23 protein-coding genes are annotated in these 20340 nt (G+C 41.7%); 17 read left to right on the forward strand and 6 right to left on the reverse strand.

Annotated elements, in window-relative coordinates:
* The first annotated feature begins 213 nt into the window (after nucleotides 1–213).
* Together J3P43_RS17455 and J3P43_RS17460 are read left to right on the forward strand one after the other, a co-directional pair.
* A complete protein-coding gene (locus J3P43_RS17455; protein WP_255904836.1) occupies nucleotides 214–2859 on the forward strand; it encodes a valine--tRNA ligase in 2646 nt (881 codons plus the stop codon).
* Between the two features lie 30 nt (nucleotides 2860–2889).
* Entirely contained in the window at nucleotides 2890–3516 is a 627-nt protein-coding gene (locus J3P43_RS17460) for a hypothetical protein (RefSeq protein ID WP_255904837.1), read from the forward strand.
* A gap of 11 nt (nucleotides 3517–3527) precedes the next feature.
* Here J3P43_RS17460 and J3P43_RS17465 read toward each other — a convergent pair whose 3' ends face one another.
* Both J3P43_RS17465 and J3P43_RS17470 read right to left on the reverse strand, forming a co-directional pair.
* Entirely contained in the window at nucleotides 3528–3971 is a 444-nt protein-coding gene (locus tag J3P43_RS17465) for a hypothetical protein (RefSeq protein ID WP_255904839.1), read from the reverse strand.
* 43 nt (nucleotides 3972–4014) lie between these two features.
* Nucleotides 4015–4476 (reverse strand): type I restriction enzyme HsdR N-terminal domain-containing protein, encoded by a 462-nt coding sequence (locus tag J3P43_RS17470; protein WP_255905108.1) that lies wholly within the window; start codon nucleotides 4474–4476, stop codon nucleotides 4015–4017.
* Between the two features lie 87 nt (nucleotides 4477–4563).
* Here J3P43_RS17470 and holA point away from each other — a divergent pair, with 87 nt between their 5' ends.
* Both holA and J3P43_RS17480 read left to right on the forward strand, forming a co-directional pair.
* A complete protein-coding gene (holA, locus tag J3P43_RS17475; RefSeq protein ID WP_255904841.1) occupies nucleotides 4564–5592 on the forward strand; it encodes a DNA polymerase III subunit delta in 1029 nt (342 codons plus the stop codon).
* 58 nt (nucleotides 5593–5650) lie between these two features.
* Nucleotides 5651–6487 carry a hypothetical protein gene (locus J3P43_RS17480; RefSeq protein ID WP_255904843.1) on the forward strand — a complete coding sequence of 279 codons (837 nt, stop codon included), beginning with the start codon at nucleotides 5651–5653 and terminating at the stop codon, nucleotides 6485–6487.
* Nucleotides 6488–6574: 87 nt separating this feature from the next.
* Here J3P43_RS17480 and J3P43_RS17485 read toward each other — a convergent pair whose 3' ends face one another.
* Entirely contained in the window at nucleotides 6575–7909 is a 1335-nt protein-coding gene (locus J3P43_RS17485; protein WP_255904844.1) for a dihydroorotase, read from the reverse strand.
* 124 nt (nucleotides 7910–8033) lie between these two features.
* Here J3P43_RS17485 and J3P43_RS17490 point away from each other — a divergent pair, with 124 nt between their 5' ends.
* From J3P43_RS17490 to J3P43_RS17500, 3 genes are all read left to right on the forward strand, one after another.
* Complete coding sequence (locus J3P43_RS17490) at nucleotides 8034–9407, forward strand: DEAD/DEAH box helicase (RefSeq protein WP_255904845.1); 1374 nt, start codon at nucleotides 8034–8036, stop codon at nucleotides 9405–9407.
* Nucleotides 9408–9677: 270 nt separating this feature from the next.
* Nucleotides 9678–10013 (forward strand): gliding motility protein GldC, encoded by a 336-nt coding sequence (gene gldC, locus J3P43_RS17495; protein WP_255904847.1) that lies wholly within the window; start codon nucleotides 9678–9680, stop codon nucleotides 10011–10013.
* A gap of 1 nt (nucleotide 10014) precedes the next feature.
* A complete protein-coding gene (locus tag J3P43_RS17500; RefSeq protein ID WP_255904849.1) occupies nucleotides 10015–10419 on the forward strand; it encodes a hypothetical protein in 405 nt (134 codons plus the stop codon).
* On the opposite strand, the gene J3P43_RS17505 is transcribed toward J3P43_RS17500, so the two are convergent.
* On the reverse strand, nucleotides 10416–10895 hold the full coding sequence (locus J3P43_RS17505) for a methylated-DNA--[protein]-cysteine S-methyltransferase (RefSeq protein WP_255904851.1): 480 nt from the start codon (nucleotides 10893–10895) through the stop codon (nucleotides 10416–10418). The genes J3P43_RS17500 and J3P43_RS17505 overlap by 4 nt on opposite strands.
* Before the next feature lie 81 nt (nucleotides 10896–10976).
* Between J3P43_RS17505 and J3P43_RS17510 the strand changes: the two genes are divergently transcribed.
* Nucleotides 10977–11636, forward strand: a complete 660-nt coding sequence (locus J3P43_RS17510) for a heme exporter protein CcmB (protein ID WP_255904853.1) — start codon at nucleotides 10977–10979, stop codon at nucleotides 11634–11636.
* On the opposite strand, the gene J3P43_RS17515 is transcribed toward J3P43_RS17510, so the two are convergent.
* Together J3P43_RS17515 and J3P43_RS17520 are read right to left on the reverse strand one after the other, a co-directional pair.
* Nucleotides 11633–11773: a hypothetical protein gene (locus tag J3P43_RS17515; RefSeq protein WP_255904854.1), complete on the reverse strand. Its 141-nt coding sequence runs from the start codon at nucleotides 11771–11773 to the stop codon at nucleotides 11633–11635. The two genes, J3P43_RS17510 and J3P43_RS17515, sit on opposite strands and share 4 nt — an antisense overlap.
* Nucleotides 11774–11904: 131 nt before the next feature.
* The gene (locus J3P43_RS17520; RefSeq protein WP_255904855.1) at nucleotides 11905–12654 is read right to left on the reverse strand and encodes a class I SAM-dependent methyltransferase; all 750 of its coding nucleotides are present in this window, start codon (nucleotides 12652–12654) and stop codon (nucleotides 11905–11907) included.
* A 239-nt stretch (nucleotides 12655–12893) separates the two neighbouring features.
* On the opposite strand from J3P43_RS17520, the gene ccsA reads away from it, so the two are divergent.
* From ccsA to J3P43_RS17565, 9 genes are all read left to right on the forward strand, one after another.
* Nucleotides 12894–13556 (forward strand): cytochrome c biogenesis protein, encoded by a 663-nt coding sequence (ccsA, locus tag J3P43_RS17525; protein WP_255905110.1) that lies wholly within the window; start codon nucleotides 12894–12896, stop codon nucleotides 13554–13556.
* Nucleotides 13553–13753 carry a CcmD family protein gene (locus J3P43_RS17530; RefSeq protein WP_255904856.1) on the forward strand — a complete coding sequence of 67 codons (201 nt, stop codon included), beginning with the start codon at nucleotides 13553–13555 and terminating at the stop codon, nucleotides 13751–13753. The genes ccsA and J3P43_RS17530 overlap by 4 nt, the downstream gene beginning before the upstream one ends.
* A gap of 109 nt (nucleotides 13754–13862) precedes the next feature.
* Nucleotides 13863–15293: a Glu/Leu/Phe/Val family dehydrogenase gene (locus J3P43_RS17535; RefSeq protein WP_255904858.1), complete on the forward strand. Its 1431-nt coding sequence runs from the start codon at nucleotides 13863–13865 to the stop codon at nucleotides 15291–15293.
* A gap of 122 nt (nucleotides 15294–15415) precedes the next feature.
* A complete protein-coding gene (locus J3P43_RS17540) occupies nucleotides 15416–15817 on the forward strand; it encodes a cytochrome c maturation protein CcmE domain-containing protein (RefSeq protein WP_255904860.1) in 402 nt (133 codons plus the stop codon).
* Nucleotides 15818–15831: 14 nt separating this feature from the next.
* Nucleotides 15832–18276: a heme lyase CcmF/NrfE family subunit gene (locus tag J3P43_RS17545; protein ID WP_255904862.1), complete on the forward strand. Its 2445-nt coding sequence runs from the start codon at nucleotides 15832–15834 to the stop codon at nucleotides 18274–18276.
* Nucleotides 18277–19026 (forward strand): Rossmann-like and DUF2520 domain-containing protein, encoded by a 750-nt coding sequence (locus J3P43_RS17550; RefSeq protein WP_255904864.1) that lies wholly within the window; start codon nucleotides 18277–18279, stop codon nucleotides 19024–19026. It abuts the gene before it with no gap.
* Between the two features lie 39 nt (nucleotides 19027–19065).
* The gene (locus J3P43_RS17555) at nucleotides 19066–19398 is read left to right on the forward strand and encodes a 2Fe-2S iron-sulfur cluster-binding protein (protein ID WP_255904866.1); all 333 of its coding nucleotides are present in this window, start codon (nucleotides 19066–19068) and stop codon (nucleotides 19396–19398) included.
* A 9-nt stretch (nucleotides 19399–19407) separates the two neighbouring features.
* A complete protein-coding gene (iscX, locus tag J3P43_RS17560; protein ID WP_255904868.1) occupies nucleotides 19408–19650 on the forward strand; it encodes a Fe-S cluster assembly protein IscX in 243 nt (80 codons plus the stop codon).
* Between the two features lie 152 nt (nucleotides 19651–19802).
* Complete coding sequence (locus tag J3P43_RS17565) at nucleotides 19803–20339, forward strand: KdsC family phosphatase (protein WP_255904870.1); 537 nt, start codon at nucleotides 19803–19805, stop codon at nucleotides 20337–20339.
* The last annotated feature ends 1 nt before the right edge of the window (nucleotide 20340 follow it).

Below are 20340 nucleotides of genomic sequence, written 5' to 3' on the forward strand. Positions count from 1 at the left end.
GATCCGGTTTACACATAATGCCTTAATAAAGAGGTCAAATTTAAGATTGAAGAGAGATTTCATTACTTATTGGCTGATATAAATAGATAACTGCCGTCCTGTCGAAATATTGTTTCTGAAAATTGATTTTGTAATCGCTTTCATCAATCCATGGAAACTAAACTTAAAAAGTTATTTTTGCCGTCCCTTTTTGCTGGAATTTGAATCGAAAATATGAGTATCTCCAAAACATATAATCCTAAAGAAACTGAAGATAAATGGTATAGCTACTGGCTTGAAAAGAAGTTTTTTAAATCGGTGCCAGACGAGCGCGAACCCTACACCATAGTGATACCTCCGCCCAATGTTACCGGGGTGTTGCATATGGGGCATATGCTTAATAATACTATTCAGGATGTATTGATCCGGAGAGCCAGGATGTTAGGAAAAAATGCCTGTTGGGTGCCGGGAACAGATCACGCCTCAATAGCCACGGAGGCCAAGGTGGTTGCAATGCTCAAAGAAAGAGGCATTGAAAAAAAAGACATCAGCCGGCAAGAGTTCCTTAAATACGCATGGGAGTGGAAAGAAAAATATGGCGGCATTATTCTTAAGCAACTTGAAAAGCTTGGTGCATCATGCGACTGGGACAGAACCCGCTTCACTATGGATGAGCCCCTGTCTGAAGCGGTTATAGATACATTCATCCACCTTCACAAAAAAGGACTTATTTACCGTGGTATCCGTATGGTGAACTGGGATCCTAAAGGTAAAACCGCCGTTTCTGATGAGGAAGTTATACGCAGAGAGGTCAATCAGAAATTATATTATATCAGATATAAAGTGGCCGGCGATTCTAATGCGTATATAGTGATTGCTACCACGCGGCCCGAGACTATTATGGCGGATACAGCAGTCTGTATCAATCCGAACGATGAACGTTACCAGCATTTAAAAGGTAAAAAGGTTTTAGTTCCTTTAATCAACCGGGAGATTCCAATCATCGAAGATGAGTATGTAGAAATGGAATTCGGAACAGGATGTTTAAAAGTTACTCCTGCACATGATCTGAATGACTACGAGCTGGGTGTTAAACATAATTTGCCAGTAATTGATATCCTAAATGACGATGGTACCTTAAACGAGAAAGCAGAGATCCTGATAGGTGAGGAGCGATTTATCGCCCGGAAGAAGATCGCGAAGCTCCTTGAAGAGGCTGCTCAGCTCGAAAAAGTGGAAGATTATAAATCGCAAGTCGGTTTTTCAGAGCGTACCGATGCAGCCATCGAACCTAAACTATCTATGCAATGGTTTTGTAAGATGGACGAAATGGCGCAGCCGGCCCTCGAGTATGTGTTAAAGGGCGATATAAAACTTATTCCGGATAAGTTTATCAATACCTACCGCCATTGGATGGAAAACGTGAAAGACTGGTGTATTAGCAGACAATTATGGTGGGGACAACAGATTCCAGCCTGGTATCTGCCTAACGGACAGTATGTTGTTGCAAAAACACGAGAGGAGGCTTTTTTAGAGGCCCAGCGAATCAAATCTGCACCAGCTGATTTGAAACCCGAAGATTTAAAACAAGACGAAGACGTTGTAGATACCTGGTTTTCATCCTGGTTGTGGCCGATCTCGGTCTTTGATCCATCTGTTTGCGGTAATCCGGAAGCTAAAGGTAATGCAGATCTGAATTATTATTACCCGACTAATGATCTGGTTACCGCGCCTGAAATTTTATTCTTCTGGGTAGCCAGAATGATAATGGCGGGCCACGAGTTTAGAGGTGAGTTGCCTTTCAGGAACGTGTATTTAACGGGAATTGTCCGTGATAAGATAGGCCGGAAAATGTCAAAGTCGTTAGGGAACTCCCCCGATCCTATAGGGTTGATCGAAACCTATGGTGCAGATGGCGTACGTGTTGGGATGCTGCTATGCTCTCCCGCCGGGAACGATTTGATGTTTGATGAGTCGTACTGCGAGCAGGGCAGAAATTTCGCTAATAAAATCTGGAATGCGTTCAGGCTCGTTAAAGGCTGGGAAGTAGATCCCCAATTAGATTTCGTAAACGAGCAGGCTGTAAACTGGTACGAAAGTCGCTTTAACGAGGCCTTGGCCGAAATAGAAAATCATTTTGATCAGTATCGTTTATCTGAGGCCTTAATGGCAACCTATAAATTAGTGTGGGACGATTTCTGTGCATGGTATCTGGAAATGGTAAAACCCGCTTATCAGCAACCAATAGACAAACAGACATTTGATGTTACGCTTGAATTTTTCGAGCGGATACTCACGCTGTTACACCCCTTTATGCCTTTCCTTACTGAGGAACTTTGGCATGACGAGTTGTTTGGCCAGAGGGATGAGCTACAGTGCTGTATAGTTGCTCCCTATCCTAAATCAGCCGAAGTAAATAGCTTGTTACTGCGGGATGTTGATTCCATAAAACAAGTGATTTCTGAAATCCGAAATATTCGCAATAGTAAGCAAATTTCACCCAAAGAACCTCTTCCGCTTGGCATAAAGGTTAATTCCGAAATCAGCTTTAAAAATTACTTCAATATCATCTATAAGCTGGCAAATGTTTCTGAGATTTCTCTTGTTGAGAGTAAGATTGATGGCGCTGCAAGTTTTATCGTTGGCCGTGACGAGTTTTTTGTAAGCCTGGCCGGGAACATCGATACCGAGGCAGAGCGCGAGAGAATTACCAAAGAGCTTGATTATCTGGCCGGATTCTTAAAATCGGTGAACGCAAAGCTTTCGAATGAGCGCTTTGTGCAGAATGCGAAGGCGGAGATCATTGAAAACGAGCGGAATAAAAAGGCCGATGCAGAAGCTAAGATCGCCATGCTTCAGCAAAGCCTCGGAGCACTCTAACGACGAATATATTTTAGACCATTTAATATCATGAAATATTTATGTTTAGCACTTGCAGTAGCAGTTTTTGCTTCATGCGGTCAGAAGAAAACCACGGAGAAAGTAGAATCAATTGATCCGAAGGTGTTGATAAGCTGTGAAGGAATAGGGCAGGTAAAACTTACTGATAGTCATGCCGATTTAGAAAAAAAGTTTGGTGATTCTGTATTGACCGAGCATGAAAATAACCTCGCAGGCAAGTTTACCAGTGTTTGGGAGAATTCCCCGGAACATATAAATGTATATTGGAAAGAAAAACAAGCGCCGTTTAAGACGATCAGATACGTGGAGGCTGTTGATAAGATGTCGCCCTATATGACTAAAGACAGTATTACCGTTGGAATGTCTATCAGAGACCTGGTTCGAAAGAATAACAACATGGCGCTTACATTCAAAAACTTTACATCATCAGATCCGGGTTTAATCACAGGCTTTAATAATGGGGATATTCCCAAAACTAACCCATGTTTTGGCGGAATTTTAGAATGGGAGGGCCAAAAACCGATTGATATAAAGGAGTTGAGAGCTTTTCAGGCCAGAGACGAGGTAAAGTCGTTCGACCAGATTCTTCAGAGAATGGACATCGCGCTGGGCGCTATCAGATTAACTAATAAATAAGAAGCCAGAAATTATCCCTGAATCTTTTCTATCAGCATTCTGGTATGCTCCTTAATTTCCCAGCGAGTTTGCTCACTTCCTGTATTTAACAGGTTTATATTGTGCACCTTGTCGTCTTTTGTGTGAATCTGAAGCTCACAAAACTTATGAGTGATATTTGATATCTCCTCAGGCAGGATAGTGATCAATTCGTTTTTCTCTTCAGAGAGATAGGTGATTTTATCATCGGTAATTTCAAGCAATAGCGGCTTTTTATTCGTCGCTGTGATTAGATACCTAACAGTTACGCCAATAACCAAAGTACCTGTAATAAAACTTGAGTAACCTGGTATAAGGGCCATAGCCGTTAATGTTGCCGTAATGATGGCAATGCCAGATAAAATGCTTGCGCTGGATAAATTCCCCTTATTTGAGGTACTTATAGAATTCTGCTGCTTGGATAGATGAACTTGCATAGCTCTTTATTTTTCAGCTTGTTACGAAGCTCGTGATAAAGGGTTACAATTTTTTCAAAAAATGTGGCAAGTTTTCCACAAATTGGTAGTTGTTTTCTGAAAAATCGATCTTACAGGTATAATGCTGCAGTCCGTTACTGACAAATAATAGCGGTACTTTATGGATAATATTGTATCTAGCTATCTGATCGAAAGCCTTTTGTGTGATTTTGATAGAAGGGGCCTTACACTCGATCAGGAGGATTTTCTCACCCTGGGGATTAAATACCACAACATCCGTTCTTTTCTGCAGCGAATTGAGTTTTAAGCCTCCTTCAAGTTTTATCAACGATCTTGGGTATCCTTTTTCCCTGATGATGTATTGTACCACATGTTGCCTCACCCATTCTTCAGGTGTTAAAACGAGGTATTTCTTTCTTATGTCATCAAAAATGTAGTGAATGGAATTTTCCTCTTTTATTTTGAAAGGATAGGAAGGGAAGTTTAGAGGAACCGGCTCAAAGATCACCCCGCTAATTTCCGAAATTTCTTTTAAATCATCCCGATTTCTTAAAATTTACTTTGGCATTTTTATTAATTTGGCCTTTCTGATATGACCGCCCCAGCATTATTAAACGACCTGAAAAGCCGGAAATTTAAACCGGTATACCTCTTCCATGGTGAAGAATCATACTATATAGATTTATTTAGCAACTACATTGAGAGCAATTTACTAACAGACGCTGAAAAGGGATTCAACCAAACTGTATTATATGGCCGCGACACCGATGTAATGAACTTATTGAATGCTGCGAAGCGTTTTCCGATGATGAGCGAGTACCAGCTCGTTTTGATCAAGGAAGCGCAGGAGTTGAAATGGGGAAAGGAGGGCGATGATAAAAAATCTGCCGACCCACTGTTAACTTATTTGGAAAATCCTGTACCAAGTACAATTTTGGTTTTCTGCTATAAACATGCAAAGTTCGATAAGCGGAAAAAAACCTATAAGGCCATTGAAAAAAGAGGCGTTGTGTTTGAATCAGCCACAATTTATGAAAATAAAGTGCCGGCCTGGGTTGAAGAGTTTGTTAAAGAGAAGTCGTACAGAATACATGCCCGCGCTTCAGCAATGATTGCTGAATATCTGGGAAATGACCTTTCTAAGATTTCCAATGAACTCGAAAAGTTAATGTTAAATGTACCCAAGGGCCAGGAAATAACCGTTGAGGATATTCAAAATAATATCGGTATCAGCAAGGAGTACAATGTTTTTGAACTTCAGGATGCATTAGCTAAGCGTGATCCTTTTAAAGCCAATCAAATTATAGATTATTTCGCTGCTAACCCCAAAGCAAACCCTATTCAACTGGTATTTGGTGCATTGAACACTTGGTTTACCAAAATTCTTAAATATCACTATGTGGCCGATAAATCGCCGCAGAATTTAGCGAGAGAACTGGGAGTAAATCCCTATTTCGTAAAAGATTATGAGTTGGCTGCCAGAAATTATGATGCCTTCAAGGTGTTCTCTGTGTTCGGTTACTTGAGAGAATATGATTTGAAATCAAAAGGTGTTGACTCTTCTGGTAATACCACGGATGGTGAGTTATTAAAAGAATTGGTTTTCAAAATTATCCATTAACGATCTCAAAAAACATCTATCAGGGTTTTTTGTCTTAATATTAAACCAACTATTAACTATGCGAAAAATATTTCTCTTATTATCTATGTTATCGGTTTGTCAGGTGCTTATTGCTCAAACCGACACCACCGGACGCAGGCGTACAAACACCAGAGGCGACCGGAATACCGAAATCTCATCTAGCAGCCGAACTAACGTACAAAGGCCACAACGGCAGCAGCTCCCGCAAAGTCCATATCGCCCGAACGATCCAATAGGATCTGATCAGCCTGACGTGTTGCTGGACGTTCCTCATCTATATGTTGATGAGATTACCCTGGAGGTAGAAAACCTCACCGCAAAGTTGGCGCTGGATGCACGGGTCGCAAATTTGGTGCAGTTATCGGCCGGTGTTGACCTTAACATCGATAAGGTAAAAATCGGCATAAAAGGAGTGGAAGCCAGTGCACTTTTAGTTGTCAGGCTTGATAACGTGCGAGCTATTATCGAAAAAACATTACAAACTGTGAATGACAACCCGCAATTGGTTGAGCAATTATTAAACACGGTCGATAATACCGTTAACACAGTAGGCGGCGTCGCAAATACAGCCTTGCAGCCAGGAGGGGTATTATCTCAAACGATAAACACTCTTGGACAAACTGTTCAGAAAACACTGGATTCAGCAGGTAATATTGTGGAGAAAACCCTCGATACAACAGGTAAAGTTGTCAATACGAAAACTGTAGGAAAAATTCTGGATTTGCCAGTGATAAGCACCACTACTAATGCAGCTGGAAATACTGTAAAGCGGCTTAGAGATACAACGGGGTCAGTTATTGAGGTTGTTCAGGATAAAGCCGGAAAAATATTGAGTTCAAGAGTTATTTCGCAGGGAACCAACTCGACAAATTAAGTATCCACTGCCAACCAAGTGCTTAGCTATATTGAGGATTCCAGACAAAGTATTGTTGGAATTTTTTTGTGGACGATCATGATAAATTTAAGAGTTAAAGGCTAACCTTCTGCCCATTCCGGCTTCAATAATTTTACCATCCTGATAAACATGCTTGCCTGACACTATGGTATCAACTATTGCGGATTTAAACGTATAGCCTTCAAACGGACTCCAGCCGCATTTTGATAAGATATTGGCGTGCGAAACTGCAGAACTTTGCCTCAAATCTACCAATACTAAATCCGCCCAATACCCCTCACGGATAAAGCCCCGGTTTTCAATCTTAAAGCAGATTGCCGGATTGTGTGCCATTTTTTCGACAATCTTTTCAAGCGATATTAATCCTTTATGATAAAACTCGAGCATCGCCAATAAAGAATGCTGAACCAGCGGGCCGCCGGAGGGAGCCTGTAAATAAGATTTTTTTTTCTCTTCGATGGTATGCGGAGCATGGTCGGTAGCAATTACGTCAATTCTTCCGTCAAGCACAGCCTGGAATATTCCCAGCCGGTCTTCCTCCGTTTTTATTGCCGGGTTCCATTTAATCCAGTTGCCTTTTTCTGCATAATCTCTATCAGAAAACCATAAATGATGGATACAGGCTTCGGCTGTTATCTTCTTATCCTTCAGCTCAATATCCTTTTCGAAAAGCAGTGTTTCTCTAGCAGAGGATATGTGAAGAATGTGCAATCTGGAACCATGTTTTTTAGCGAGTTCCACAGCAAATGAAGAGGACTTATAACAAGCTTCTGCATCACGAATCAGCGGATGCATTTCGGGAGTTATGTTATCACCATATCTTTCTTTGAAAACCTCCAGGTTACGTTTAATGGTATCTTCGTCTTCGCAATGGGTTGCGATAAGCATAGGAGTGGAACTGAAAATAGATTCAAGAGTCTTTTCATTATCAACCAGCATGTTGCCGGTTGAAGAACCCATAAAAATTTTTATTCCGCATACTTCCCTGGGATTCGTCTTCAGCACTTCATTCAGATTGTCGTTGGTAGCTCCCATAAAAAACGAATAGTTGGCCAGCGACCTGCTCGATGCAATTTCGTATTTATCACTCAGCAATTCCTGGGTAACCGTATTCGGAACCGTGTTCGGCATCTCCATGAATGAGGTTATTCCTCCAGCAACGGCAGCACGGCTTTCAGTGAAAATCTCTCCTTTATGAGTAAGCCCGGGTTCGCGAAAATGAACCTGGTCGTCAATGCATCCCGGAAGGAGATGCTTACCCTCTGCATTGATTTCTTTGTCGGCTTTGATATTTAATGACGGCCCTATTTGCTCGATGAAGCCATTTTTAATTAATACGTCGCCCACAAACTGACGGTTCTCGCTAACAATTGTTGCTGATTTGATTAGGATCGAAGACATGAAAAATTCAAAATGTTGTGACTGAGTTACGGGCTTTAGTCAGGCTCGCGTGATTATTTCGCTAAAGTATGACTTAATTCCTGTATGATAAATCACAAATCGTAAATCCGTGTATCTTTGCGGCATGTCGCAAACATTTGAAGACTTCAAATTAAATCCACAGATTTTAAATGCTATAGCTGAGGCGGGATTTACAACGCCAACGCCCATTCAGCAGAAAGCAATAGCACCGATTTTATCGGGTCAGGATTTAATGGGTATTGCACAAACGGGCACGGGCAAAACAGCTGCGTTCGTTCTACCCATACTGATGAAGCTTAAATATGCTCAGGGTAATGATGCCAGAGCGCTTATTCTTGCGCCCACCCGGGAACTGGCCATGCAAATCGAGGAAAACATTAAGCTTTTCTCCAAATATACCGACTTGCGGACCATCGTTCTTTATGGTGGCTTAGGGCCAAAAATGCAGAAGGCCCAGCTGGCAAAAGGAGTTGATATCCTGGTATCTACACCCGGCCGCTTTCTTGATCTGTACCTTTCCGGCGATATCAATACACGTTCCCTTCAGGTAATGGTGATGGATGAAGCCGACAAAATGGTAGATATGGGTTTTATAGGCTCGATCCATAGAATTCTGGAAGTTGTTCCCAGAAAACGCCAGAACCTCCTTTTTTCTGCAACGATGAGCGAGCTTGTTCACAAAATTGCAGGCGACTTTTTAAAGTTCCCGCTTGTTATTGAGGCCTCGGCGCCGGCAACGCCGGCACAATCTGTTAAGCAGGTACTGTATTATGTGCCTAATAACAAAACGAAAATCAACCTTCTTCAGCATCTGCTGAAAAGTGAAGAGTTTAGCAGATTGATTATCTTCTGTAAGACAAAGACTACGGCCGATAATATTTTTAAGTTCCTGGAGCGTCGGTATACCTTGGACGAAATCCGGGTGATCCACGCCAACAAAGGGCAAAATACCCGAATAAATTCGATGAATGCTTTTAAAGAAGGCGGGGTTCGGGTGTTGGTTGCCACCGATGTCGCCTCACGCGGAATCGATGTAAGTAACGTGAGTCATGTTATAAACTTCGATGTTCCTATTATTATTGAAGATTATGTACACCGGATTGGAAGAACCGGAAGGGCAAATAACATCGGCGAGGCAATTACCTTCTGCAATGAAGCTGAGAAGTATTATATTCATAAAATCGAACAATTAATCCGGCAGCAAATCCCGGTAGAGAACATCCCGGAGGGCGTTTTTATCGAGGAAACTCCTTACGAGGAAAGACAGCAAATTGCTAAAGAAATTGATAATCAAAAGCGGAAAGAAGACCCGGAATTCAAAGGAGCCTTTCACGATAAGAAAAACGCTAAAGCAATAGCTCAGAAAATAGCTAAGTCGAAAAAGCCGGAAAGTAATAAATCCGGAACCGGAAAAGCGCCCAAAGTATCGAGCAGCGTGAAAAGCAGTTTTAGAGGAAACAACAGGAGGCGTGGGTGAACTTGCGTTTAACTCCTCTCAATATTCTAACATCTGCACTTCTGGTAAGTGTGGTTTATCTCGCAGTTTTTCGAGATTCTGAAGGATGGAGAGTGCTGGGAAGCATTTCACTGTTGGTGCTGACGGCGATTAGTTTTCTTACTGATCTGATATTTCGAAGGTTCTTAAGGGATATAAAACGCATTTGGATTATAGAACTTCTATTTATCATCTTTGCCGCGGTATTGATGGTGCTATTGCAACGGATATAAAAATAGGTTATACATAAAAATGAAGAAAGCAGAAATAAAACTTACGATAGAGCTGGACGATAACAATGTTCCTGAAAACATCACCTGGGAATCTACAGATTCTGAAAATAAAGAAAAATTGCCCGTAAAGTCCATGATGCTGGCTCTTTGGGACCATCAATATAAAAATTCCCTGCGTATCGACTTGTGGACGAAAGACATGCCTGTTGACGAAATGAAGCGGTTCTTTTACGAAACCTTACAAACCATGGGGGATAGTTTCTTAAGAGCTACCGGTGAAAAAAACATTGTTGAAGATCTTCGCGATTATTGCGCCCATTTTGCCGAAAAAATGGAAATCACAGAAAAAAAGTAAAATGAAATCTCTAAATTATTTAGGCCTACTAGGCTCGCTGCTAATCATCGCCGGCGGTCTGAGTCCGATGCTTCATATTCCCATTATTGGAGAATGGAACTACTATGATATCGATGTTGCATTGGCATCTATCGTAATGACCTTGGCCGTTCTCGGACTTATTGCGTCACTTATCAACAAGCCCGGCTTGCTACGGTTTGCTGGCTGGGCATCGCTAATTGTTGTGCTTTTTACGCTGGCTGCTGTTTACTTTAAAGTGAATGACGCGTTTAGTTTTATCCCCTTCAAAAAGCTGGCAGCTGCCGCAGTACGAGTGGTTCACTACCGCTGGACCGGGTGGATGCTATTGATTTTAGGTTCTGTATTGTCGATTATTGGCGGAAGAAAAACAAAGAGGATAATTTAAAACATCAGAGTAGCCTGGCCCGTGTTCATCATGCGGGCCTCGTGCTCTAACAACCATTTTTTTCGCCACAGGCCTCCCGCATAACCTACCAGTTCTCCGCCACTGCCTATCACCCGATGGCAGGGTATCACGATCATTAGTTTGTTTTTCCCATTAGCAGAAGCGATAGCTCTGATTGCCAGAGGATTGTTCATTCTCTTAGAAAGAGCCGCATAACTTATTGGCTTGCCTGGCTCAATTTTCAATAGTTCGTTCCATACATTTCTCTGAAAGTCTGTTCCGGCTTGTTGCAGGGGTAAATCGAAAATACTTCGTTTTCCGTCGAAATATTCCTGCAACTGACCTTTAACATATTCGGTTAATTCGCCAGGGTTCTCTTCAACGTCGTCAAGATCGTACCCTATGAATTCTAACGCCTCTGTTGTTGCTTTTATAATCAGTAAGCCTATAGGAGTGTTGAGGGTAGAGCAAAACATGTTCGAAATTACATTTTTTTTGAAAAATATCCGGTGGCGACCGGATTAATTAATGAGTAAGTTCTGCTTATCTTTGAAGCGATGCAATTATTTAAACAGATCAAATTTCTGGTTGAGAAAGAGGTGATATTGGAATGGCGTTCTAAATATGCCTTTAATGGAATATTACTTTACGTTGTCTCCACCATCTTTGTTTGTTTTCTTTCGTTCAAGCAGATTAATCCTATAACATGGAACGCGTTATTTTGGATCATTATGCTTTTTGCATCGGTAAATGCAATTGCTAAAAGTTTTCTTCAGGAGAATAAAAACCGGCAATTATACTATTACACCATTGCAAGCGCGAAAGCGGTGATTCTCTCCAAAATCATCTATAACATCATGTTAATGCTGCTGCTGTCGATTATCGCAATAGGTTTTTATATGCTGGTATTTAAAAATCCGATAGGGGATCCCTGGTTTTACCTGCTTGCCGTGTTAATCGGAAGTATCAGCTTTGCTTCGGTTTTTACTATGATATCGGGCATCGCTTCAAAGGCAAACAATAGCGGTGCGTTAATGGCCATCTTGAGTTTTCCGGTAATTATCCCGCTATTGATCGTATTGATTAAATTTTCAAAAAATGCAATGGACGGGCTCGACAGAAGTGTCAGCTTGAATGAAATAGGTGTGTTAGCGGCTATTAATTTGATTGTGATAACAGTCTCCCTGCTTCTTTTTCCTTATCTATGGAAGGATTAAAAATAGATAAAAGTATACATAGAAGCCAAACAGGCGCCCGCTGCCAGCAAAACAATCAATGAATCTTTTAATCCGGTAAGAATAAATTGAACCTCCTGGTTTTTGAGTTTGGTGTTGTCTGTTTGGGCTGTATTCATGATGTTATAACAACATAACAGCGTCGGATTGGTTTTACAAGGATGAAAAATGCGTCAAAAAAATTAAGAGATAGCCAGATATCTTTGTACTTATTCTTTTCTGACCCTCGTTGCAGCTAAAACGCAGCCGCTTACTTCTTAACTCTACCCATACGAGTGAAAATTCTGAAACGAATCTTCTTAGTTTCATCAGCCTGCCAATATGAACTGAGTTGACCGGCTAAATCGTCGACCGGATTAGTTCCATTTTTTTCGATGAAATTTTGTACGGCCGACCATGAATTGAAATAGCCTAATACCTGCTGATCATCCCAGTTTGCAACTATCTCGAACCGCGGTACTTCAAATTCTTCGAAAGGGAAGGGCATGGATTTGTACTCATCTTCAACAAGTTTTCGCTCATAATCCCAGTATTCGCCGAGAGTCTGGCCATAAAAAGTGTCGATCAGCTTATCTATTTCGGCAGATATCCTAAGTAGATTATAGCCCCATATAGCAACGACGGCGTTTGGCTTAGAAACCCGTAGCACTTCTTTAAAAAAACTATCATGATCAAACCAATGAACCGCTTGAGCCACGGTAGTCAGATCAAACTTGTCGTCCGGATACCCAGTCTTTTCTGCCCGGCTCAGGCTGTATTTGATATTTTCTTTTTGGGAAGCCTCCGCCAGTTGTTTTTCACTGATATCGGTAGCGCAAACTTCAGTAAATCTTTCTGCCAATTGAGTCGCTACTTGCCCGTTACCGGTTCCGCAGTCCCAGGCAGCATCAAAAGCCGTTACTTTGCTATCTAAAAAGCTGTATAGCAACTGAGGGTAAACCGGCCTGAATTGCTGATATTGCTTAGCCTGATTTGAAAATTTATCTTTTATATCCTTCAATGTAGTAATTGTTATATTGACACTAAGGTAATGTATTAATTGAATCCTAATTTACAGTTCCCAAAAAAATATAGAAGAACATAAAACCGAACAGCGAATCTTTTTTCACGTTTTCGGTTTACACCACCCAAAAAAGTTGTACTATATTATCCTTACTCGAAATAAATAAGGTGAAAGGCATTATTCATTTTGAACCACCGCCGCTCTTTTTTACATTTGAGCGCTAAATAAAGAAAATGATGAAAGAAAACTGGTGGAAGATTCTTGCCTCAGTTTTGGTACTCTACTCGCTGGCGGGAGGTTTACTGATAGAAGTTCCGGCATTACCCATACTTCACGAGTCAATTCGCAATCTCTATTACCATGTACCTATGTGGTTTGCTATGATTTTGCTTTATCTTATCTCTGTAATTTATAGTATCAAATACCTGGCCTCTGGAAAAACTAACCATGACTTAATCGCCGTTGAATGCGTTAATACCGGGGTAATTTTTTGTTTTTTAGGATTAGCAAGCGGGATGCTTTGGGCAAATATTACCTGGGGAGATTTTTGGCCTAATGATCCGAAACTGAACGGATCGGCAATTTCTACATTGATGTACCTTGCTTATCTGGTTTTGCGAAATTCTGTGGATGAAGAACAAAAGCGAGCTAAAATTTCGGCGGTATACAATATTTTTGCATTCCCGGTAATGATTGTATTGCTTTTTATCTTGCCCCGGATGACAGATTCTTTGCATCCCGGAAACGGTGGTAACCCGGGTTTTGGAGGTTATGACCTGGATAATAATATGAAACTTGTTTTTTATCCCGCTGTAATCGGATGGATATTAATGGGAACCTGGATTATGAATATCCGCTATCGGTTGCGCAAACTTGAAAACATAGAAAACTCAATATGAAAAAGATACTTAGCATTCTTGCATTGATCTTCACTTTCATTCAGGCCCGTTCGCAAGATGTCGACATGGCTACCGGAATGAGGAGCTCGGGTAAGATATACGTGGTGGTAGCGGTAATAGGTGTGATCTTTCTTGGCTTGGTGATGTATCTTTTTTCTATAGACCGCCGCGTGAAAAAGCTGGAGAAAAAAGACTAGCAGCCACTCACATCGAACATTCCCGCCGTTTAGAGGTTTAAGTTAAGATTGTTTTGCAGTATTGATTTAATTAATCAAATTGCAAAAAAGACTTTAAAAACCCTTCGATATGGCAAAAGATATTGTTAACCCTAATCCATCAGGTTTCTTTGACGATGTTTGTTCTTATTTTGATTACGCAGCACAATTTACTAACCATTCTGCCGGCCTTCTCAACCAGATAAAGGCATGTAACAGCGTCTACCATTTCCGCTTCCCTATTAGAAAAGGCCATAATGTAGAGGTGATAGACGGATGGAGGGTTGAACATTCAAATCATATGTCGCCTACGAAAGGCGGTATTCGCTACAGCGAAATTGTAAACCAGGATGAGGTGATGGCCTTAGCGGCGCTGATGACGTATAAATGCGCCATAGTGAACGTTCCCTTTGGTGGAGCAAAGGGCGGTATAAAGATCAATACCAAAAATTACTCTCTTGCCGAACTGGAGAATATCACCCGCCGCTATACGGTTGAATTAATCAAGAAAAACTTTATTGGGCCCGCCATTGATGTTCCGGCGCCAGACTACGGTTCGGGTGAGCGCGAGATGAGCTGGATTGCGGATACCTATCTAACCATGAATCCTGGTCAGTTAGATGCTCTGGGTTGTGTAACGGGTAAACCCATCGCCCTGCATGGAATTCACGGACGTAAAGAGGCTACAGGCAGGGGAGTGGCGATTGCTACAAAAGAATGTGTAAGTATTGCCGAAGATATGAAGCCGCTGGGACTAAGTCCGGGTTTAGAAGGTAAAAGAATAATTGTTCAGGGACTTGGTAATGTTGGATACCATTCGGCAAAATATCTGGCCGAATTCGGGGCAATAATTGTGGGTCTGTGCGAATTTGAAGGAGCTATTTACAACGCCGCAGGCCTTGACCTGGAAGCGGTAATGACACATAGAAAAGAGACCGGCTCTATTCTTGGATTTAAGGGTTCTACCGGGTTCAATAACTCTGCCGATGGGCTTGAGCAGGACTGCGATATTCTGGTGCCGGCAGCACTAGAGAACCAGCTTACTCTTCATAATATTGCTAAAATAAGGGCGAAAATCATAGCTGAAGGCGCTAACGGGCCTACTTCTCCGCAAGCTGCCGAAATATTTATTAAAAACGGTGGAATCATTATTCCTGATATGTATTGTAATGCCGGAGGGGTTACGGTGTCGTATTTCGAATGGCTTAAAAACCTTTCTCACGTTGCTTTTGGACGTATGGATAAACGGTATGAAGAAAATACCAGTCTCAACCTGATCAATCTTATGGAGAAAATGACCGGGGTGAATTTAAGTCCGGAACAAAAGAAATTAGTAGTGAAAGGGCCTTCAGAACTTGAACTTGTAAACTCGGGCCTCGAAGAAACCATGATCCGGGCTTATCATGAGATCAGAGAAATCAAGCAGAGCAATCCAAAAATCCATGATCTCAGAACAGCGGCTTTTGTAGGTTCGATAAATAAAATCGCCATTTCTTATATGAATCTGGGTATCTGGCCATAGTTAACATGCTTATTTAGATTAATTCTTAATAAACTTCCCTGTTGATATTCGTCTTAGTAATGAGTAACGTTTTGTAATTTTGCGGAACCAATTTCGTTGGAGAAATAAGTTTTGGAAAATTCATGAAAAGAAGCTCTATTATTGGGATTATTATCATTGCAATCGCTATAGGTACAATTATCAGCACTTATGCCGATTCAAGCACCTATGGCACCTTTACTGATGCTCAGGAATCATCCTCAGAATTGCATGTGGTTGGGCAATTAGATAAAAATCAGGAACTTATCTATAATCCTGAAAAAGATGCTAATTATTTTGCCTTTTATATGAAGGACAATAACGGTAAAGCTTGCAAAGTTGTATTTAACGGTACCAAGCCGCAGGACTTTGAACGCTCGGAGCAGATCGTATTAACAGGTAAAATGGTTGATGGCGAGTTTCACGCTTCCAAAATTCTAATGAAATGTCCTTCCAAGTACAATAAGGATCAAATTGAAGTTCAGGAAGTAAGTACTGCTTCTTAAATTAATCGTCATAAATGGATACACAGTTTGCAGGTGAGCACCTGCTTCCTGGCCAGCTAGGTCAGTTTTTTATCGTTTTATCTTTCGGTACAGCCCTTTTAGCCACACTATCATACTACTTTGCCACAGTAAAAGATACCCTTGACGATTCATGGAAACGAATTGCACGTCTGTCAAGTGGTCTGAATACCATTTCTGTGATCGGTATAGGCTCCTGCCTTTTCTATATTATTTATAATCACTATTTCGAATACCACTACGCTTACTCGCACTCGTCGAGGTCCCTGCCGGTTTACTATATTATTTCCAGTTTTTGGGAAGGGCAGGAGGGAAGTTTCTGGTTATGGATGTTCTGGCAGTCGGCATTAGCCAATATTTTAATGTGGAAGGCAAAAAGCTGGGAAAACTCGGTCATGACAACCGTGATGTTATCGCAAACTTTCCTTGCTTCTATGCTCCTTGGCGTCGAAATTCTTGGGACACGAATCGGTAGTTCGCCTTTTATCCTTCTTCGTGAAGCTGTAGAAGGCCCTATATTCTCAAGACCGGATTACCTGACATTGATAGGTGACGGAAATGGATTAAATCCGCTTCTGCAAAACTACTGGATGGTTATACATCCGCCCACATTGTTCCTCGGATTTGCGTCAATGATTGTTCCATTTGCCTATGCTATTGGCGGGCTCTGGGAGAAGCGCTTTAAAGAATGGCCGACAGCCGCATTACCGTGGGCGCTTTTTGCGGTGATGATTTTAGGAGCGGGAATTATTATGGGTTCTTTCTGGGCTTACGAAGCGTTGAACTTCGGCGGGTTCTGGGCCTGGGATCCCGTTGAAAATGCATCAATTATTCCATGGCTGATGCTGATCGCCGCTGTTCACGTAATCCTTGCGTATAAAAGCACCGGGCATTCGTATTTTACAGCTACGTTTTTAACGCTTATAAGTTTTATACTGGTTTTATACGCATCATTTTTAACCCGAAGCGGAATTTTGGGTGAGACCTCCGTCCATTCGTTTACCGACTTGGGGATGTTTGGACATTTGCTTCTCTATATCGCAGCATTTGCCATATTAGCCATCGCCTTAATGTGGACGCGATGGAAGCAGATGCCCATCACAGAAAAAGACGAAGAAACCTACTCGCGCGAGTTTTGGTTGTTTATAGGAGCCTTAGTTCTGGGTCTTTCATGTGTGCAGGTATTAGCCACAACCTCCATTCCGGTATTTAACGCCGCTTTTGGTACAAAGATAGCTCCGCCAGCCGACGAGATTCAGCATTATAATAAGTGGCAGGTTCCCTTTGCTGTAGTAGTGGCCATTATTTCGGGTTTCACCCAGTTTTTAAAATATAAACATACCGACCCGGCTAAGTTCTGGAGGAAAATCAGAATTGCGTTACTGATCGCCCTTATCGCCGCTGCCGGATTTGTATATATCGCTAAAGTGTATACTAACCTGATGTATATCGTATTAACCTTTGCAGGGATCTTCTCGGTTGTCAGCAACCTCGACGTGCTGTACGATGCATTGAAAGGGAAGTGGAAACTGGCTGGCTCATCGGTCGCGCATATTGGTTTTGCATTATTGCTGATTGGTGCGTTGGTTTCTGCCGCCACCAGTGAAGTAGTTTCAGTGAATACCTCTGGTACGATCGCAGTGGAAGGCTTTGATAAAGTGGAAAAGCCAAAGGATAACCTCATGCTTTATGAGGGAGAACCGATGGAAATGGACAATTATACGATTACTTACCTTGGCGATTCAATTGATGGTCCGAACGTATATTATCGGGTAAACTATAAAAATATCGATAAAAAAACAGGAAAGGTAGTTGAGGAATTTGATCTTTACCCGAATGCACAGCAAAACCCGAAAATGGGATTGGTGGCCTCGCCAGACACACGCCATTATCTCACTTACGATATATACACGCACGCTACTGCTGCTCCGCAAATAAAGGAAGACAAACATGAGCCGCACGAAGGACACAGCGAAGATGAAGAATACGATACTCCGCTAACCAAGGAGGTTTCTCCTGGCGACACCATAAATTATTCGAAAGGATTTATTGTGGTAAAATCTGTAAACAGAGATGCGAGTATTGAAAAAATTCCATTGGCTCCAAATGATATTGCGGTAGGTATGGAACTGGATGTCGTTACAGGCGGCAAAACATTTACAGTGCAACCACTGTATCTGATCAAAAACGGTAACAAATTTGATTTCGCCAAAACTATTGAAGAAGCAGGGCTCAAACTGCGTTTCTCTAATATCTATCCTGATAGAGATAAATTAGAGTTAATGGTTTATCAAAAACCCGCAGCTCCAAAGAAATGGATTGTGTTGAAAGCTATCAAATTCCCGTATATCAACCTCTTATGGGGCGGAACCATTATTATGGTTATAGGCTTCCTTCTTTCGATTTTCCGCAGGCAAAAAGAATCAAGACCGACCAGATAGATGAGGATAACCTTGCTTGGAAGCGGTAATGTGGCAACACATCTAGGCAAAGCTTTTAAACAGGCAGGGCACGAAATTGTGGAGATTTGGAGCAGAACTCCCGCAAATGCAAAGACACTAGCAATTGAGCTTTCAACACGGTATTGCGGAGAGATGTCCCTTTTATCGCCCAACGCCGAGATTTATATTATCTCGGTAAGCGACGATAGTATCAGGGAGGTGTCAGCTAAATTTCCTTTTCGGGATAAAATTCTGATCCATACTGCAGGAACATCAGAATTAAATATCCCCGGCTTATCAGGTGTTTTTTATCCTGTACAAACATTCTCAAAGCAAAGTCCTGTTGATTTTTCAAATATTCCAATTGCTGTAGAAGGCATTAATCCCGAGGTTAGCGGGAAATTGTTGGAACTTGCTGGAACTATTTCTACAAAAGTAAGCGAAATAAGTAGTCAACAGCGGAAGACCTTACACCTTGCAGCTGTATTTGCCTGTAATTTCAGCAATCATTTATATGCCATCGCCGATAAGATATTACAGAGCGATGGTCTGGAGTTCGAAATGATACGACCGTTAATTATGGAAACGGCAAAGAAAATTCAGACACACTCAGCTCGTTCGGTTCAGACGGGCCCTGCTATAAGAAATGACCAGATCACGCTTAGAAAACATCTTGAATTCCTGGAAAACAATCCAGCCTTACGGGATTTATATGAGAGGTTAAGTCAAAGCATTATCAATTTCGATTAAAACACACTGGGCCTGCTCATTTTTATTAATTTTGCCGCAATGAATCTGTATAAATTAAAAATAAATTTCGAAGAGCAGGGATTAGAGTCTGTCGAACTTCCTATAGCAGAGGGCGAGTCGGTACTTGACGTATGCCTTGACAACGGAATTGAACTTCAGCATAATTGTGGTGGTGTTTGCGGTTGCAGTACCTGCCAGGTGTACGTAAACAAAGGAATGGACAATCTTCAGGAAATATCAGATAAGGAAGAAGATTTCATCGACCGCGCTGTCAACCCTCGTATTAATTCCCGCCTCGGTTGTCAATGTGTGGTAATTGATGGCGATATAGAAGTTACTTTACCAGACCAAAACCAGTTCTTAGGACACTAATATTCTCACATGAATCAGCATAAGTTTGCCTTACCCGTTTATTGGAAGGATCATGAAGATATCGCTATGGGGCTTTACGAAAAGTTCGGCGATGATTTTAACGAATCGAAGATCTATCGCATCCGGTTTACAGATTTGATGGAATGGGTGTTATCGCTTCCAAATTTTGCAGGCACCCGCGAAGAATGTAACGAAGGACATTTGGAGCAAATTCAATCTGCCTGGGTTTACGAATGGCGGGATAATCAATAATAGATGTGTAGATATGCAATGGGTAGATATCGCAAAACCGTTATATCTATGTTCAGGTATGAAATGGGTAAGTGCGAAAATCCATCTGCACTTTTTAACGCGCTTTACATGAATCTGCGTATCCGTACATCAATCCATCTGCACATCTAATCATGTTTCTTAATAAGTTAAAACAGATAAAGGCCTTTGTTCTGGATATTGACGGCGTTCTAACCGATGCCACCATTCACGTCACAGAATCTGGCGAGCAATTACGCCGTTTCAATGTGCGCGATGGTTACGCTATGCAGTTAGCGGTAAAGAAAGGATACTTTATTTGTGTGATCTCGGGAGGGAAATCTGAGAGCGTTATTTTACGGCTGAAAGGCCTGGGAATTACGGATGTGCATCTCGGAATTACCCAAAAGCTGGCGGTGTATCACAAATTTCTTGCCGAGCATAAATTGAGTGATGAACAGGTGATTTATATGGGAGATGATATTCCCGATCTGCCGGTGATGAAAGTTGCAGGGGCGAGTACCTGTCCGGCTGACGCAGTAGAAGAGGTAAAAGAAATAAGCGACTACATTTCTGCGAAAAACGGTGGCGAAGGCTGCGTGAGGGATATCATCGAAAAAGTATTAAAGGTTCAGGATAACTGGTACGACAATAATCCGACTGCTCAAGAAGACAGTATCCCATCTGCTTAAC

Source organism: Paradesertivirga mongoliensis (assembly GCF_024436395.1).
Taxonomy (GTDB): Bacteria; Bacteroidota; Bacteroidia; order Sphingobacteriales; family Sphingobacteriaceae; genus Paradesertivirga; species Paradesertivirga mongoliensis.

What these genes read in the sequence shown, in the direction of transcription:
- J3P43_RS17500 (WP_255904849.1), top strand. Translation starts at nt 10,015, where the DNA reads ATGAAATCTCTAAATTATTTAGGCCTACTAGGCTCGCTGCTAATCATC.
- J3P43_RS17540 (WP_255904860.1), top strand. Translation starts at nt 15,416, where the DNA reads ATGAAAAGAAGCTCTATTATTGGGATTATTATCATTGCAATCGCTATA.
- J3P43_RS17510 (WP_255904853.1), top strand. Translation starts at nt 10,977, where the DNA reads ATGCAATTATTTAAACAGATCAAATTTCTGGTTGAGAAAGAGGTGATA.
- holA (WP_255904841.1), top strand. Translation starts at nt 4,564, where the DNA reads ATGACCGCCCCAGCATTATTAAACGACCTGAAAAGCCGGAAATTTAAA.
- J3P43_RS17460 (WP_255904837.1), top strand. Translation starts at nt 2,890, where the DNA reads ATGAAATATTTATGTTTAGCACTTGCAGTAGCAGTTTTTGCTTCATGC.
- J3P43_RS17530 (WP_255904856.1), top strand. Translation starts at nt 13,553, where the DNA reads ATGAAAAAGATACTTAGCATTCTTGCATTGATCTTCACTTTCATTCAG.
- ccsA (WP_255905110.1), top strand. Translation starts at nt 12,894, where the DNA reads ATGAAAGAAAACTGGTGGAAGATTCTTGCCTCAGTTTTGGTACTCTAC.
- gldC (WP_255904847.1), top strand. Translation starts at nt 9,678, where the DNA reads ATGAAGAAAGCAGAAATAAAACTTACGATAGAGCTGGACGATAACAAT.
- J3P43_RS17550 (WP_255904864.1), top strand. Translation starts at nt 18,277, where the DNA reads ATGAGGATAACCTTGCTTGGAAGCGGTAATGTGGCAACACATCTAGGC.
- J3P43_RS17465 (WP_255904839.1), bottom strand. Translation starts at nt 3,971, where the DNA reads ATGCAAGTTCATCTATCCAAGCAGCAGAATTCTATAAGTACCTCAAAT.
- J3P43_RS17565 (WP_255904870.1), top strand. Translation starts at nt 19,803, where the DNA reads ATGTTTCTTAATAAGTTAAAACAGATAAAGGCCTTTGTTCTGGATATT.
- J3P43_RS17515 (WP_255904854.1), bottom strand. Translation starts at nt 11,773, where the DNA reads ATGAATACAGCCCAAACAGACAACACCAAACTCAAAAACCAGGAGGTT.
- J3P43_RS17555 (WP_255904866.1), top strand. Translation starts at nt 19,066, where the DNA reads ATGAATCTGTATAAATTAAAAATAAATTTCGAAGAGCAGGGATTAGAG.
- J3P43_RS17485 (WP_255904844.1), bottom strand. Translation starts at nt 7,909, where the DNA reads ATGTCTTCGATCCTAATCAAATCAGCAACAATTGTTAGCGAGAACCGT.
- J3P43_RS17505 (WP_255904851.1), bottom strand. Translation starts at nt 10,895, where the DNA reads ATGTTTTGCTCTACCCTCAACACTCCTATAGGCTTACTGATTATAAAA.
- J3P43_RS17535 (WP_255904858.1), top strand. Translation starts at nt 13,863, where the DNA reads ATGGCAAAAGATATTGTTAACCCTAATCCATCAGGTTTCTTTGACGAT.
- J3P43_RS17455 (WP_255904836.1), top strand. Translation starts at nt 214, where the DNA reads ATGAGTATCTCCAAAACATATAATCCTAAAGAAACTGAAGATAAATGG.
- J3P43_RS17480 (WP_255904843.1), top strand. Translation starts at nt 5,651, where the DNA reads ATGCGAAAAATATTTCTCTTATTATCTATGTTATCGGTTTGTCAGGTG.
- J3P43_RS17545 (WP_255904862.1), top strand. Translation starts at nt 15,832, where the DNA reads ATGGATACACAGTTTGCAGGTGAGCACCTGCTTCCTGGCCAGCTAGGT.
- iscX (WP_255904868.1), top strand. Translation starts at nt 19,408, where the DNA reads ATGAATCAGCATAAGTTTGCCTTACCCGTTTATTGGAAGGATCATGAA.
- J3P43_RS17490 (WP_255904845.1), top strand. Translation starts at nt 8,034, where the DNA reads ATGTCGCAAACATTTGAAGACTTCAAATTAAATCCACAGATTTTAAAT.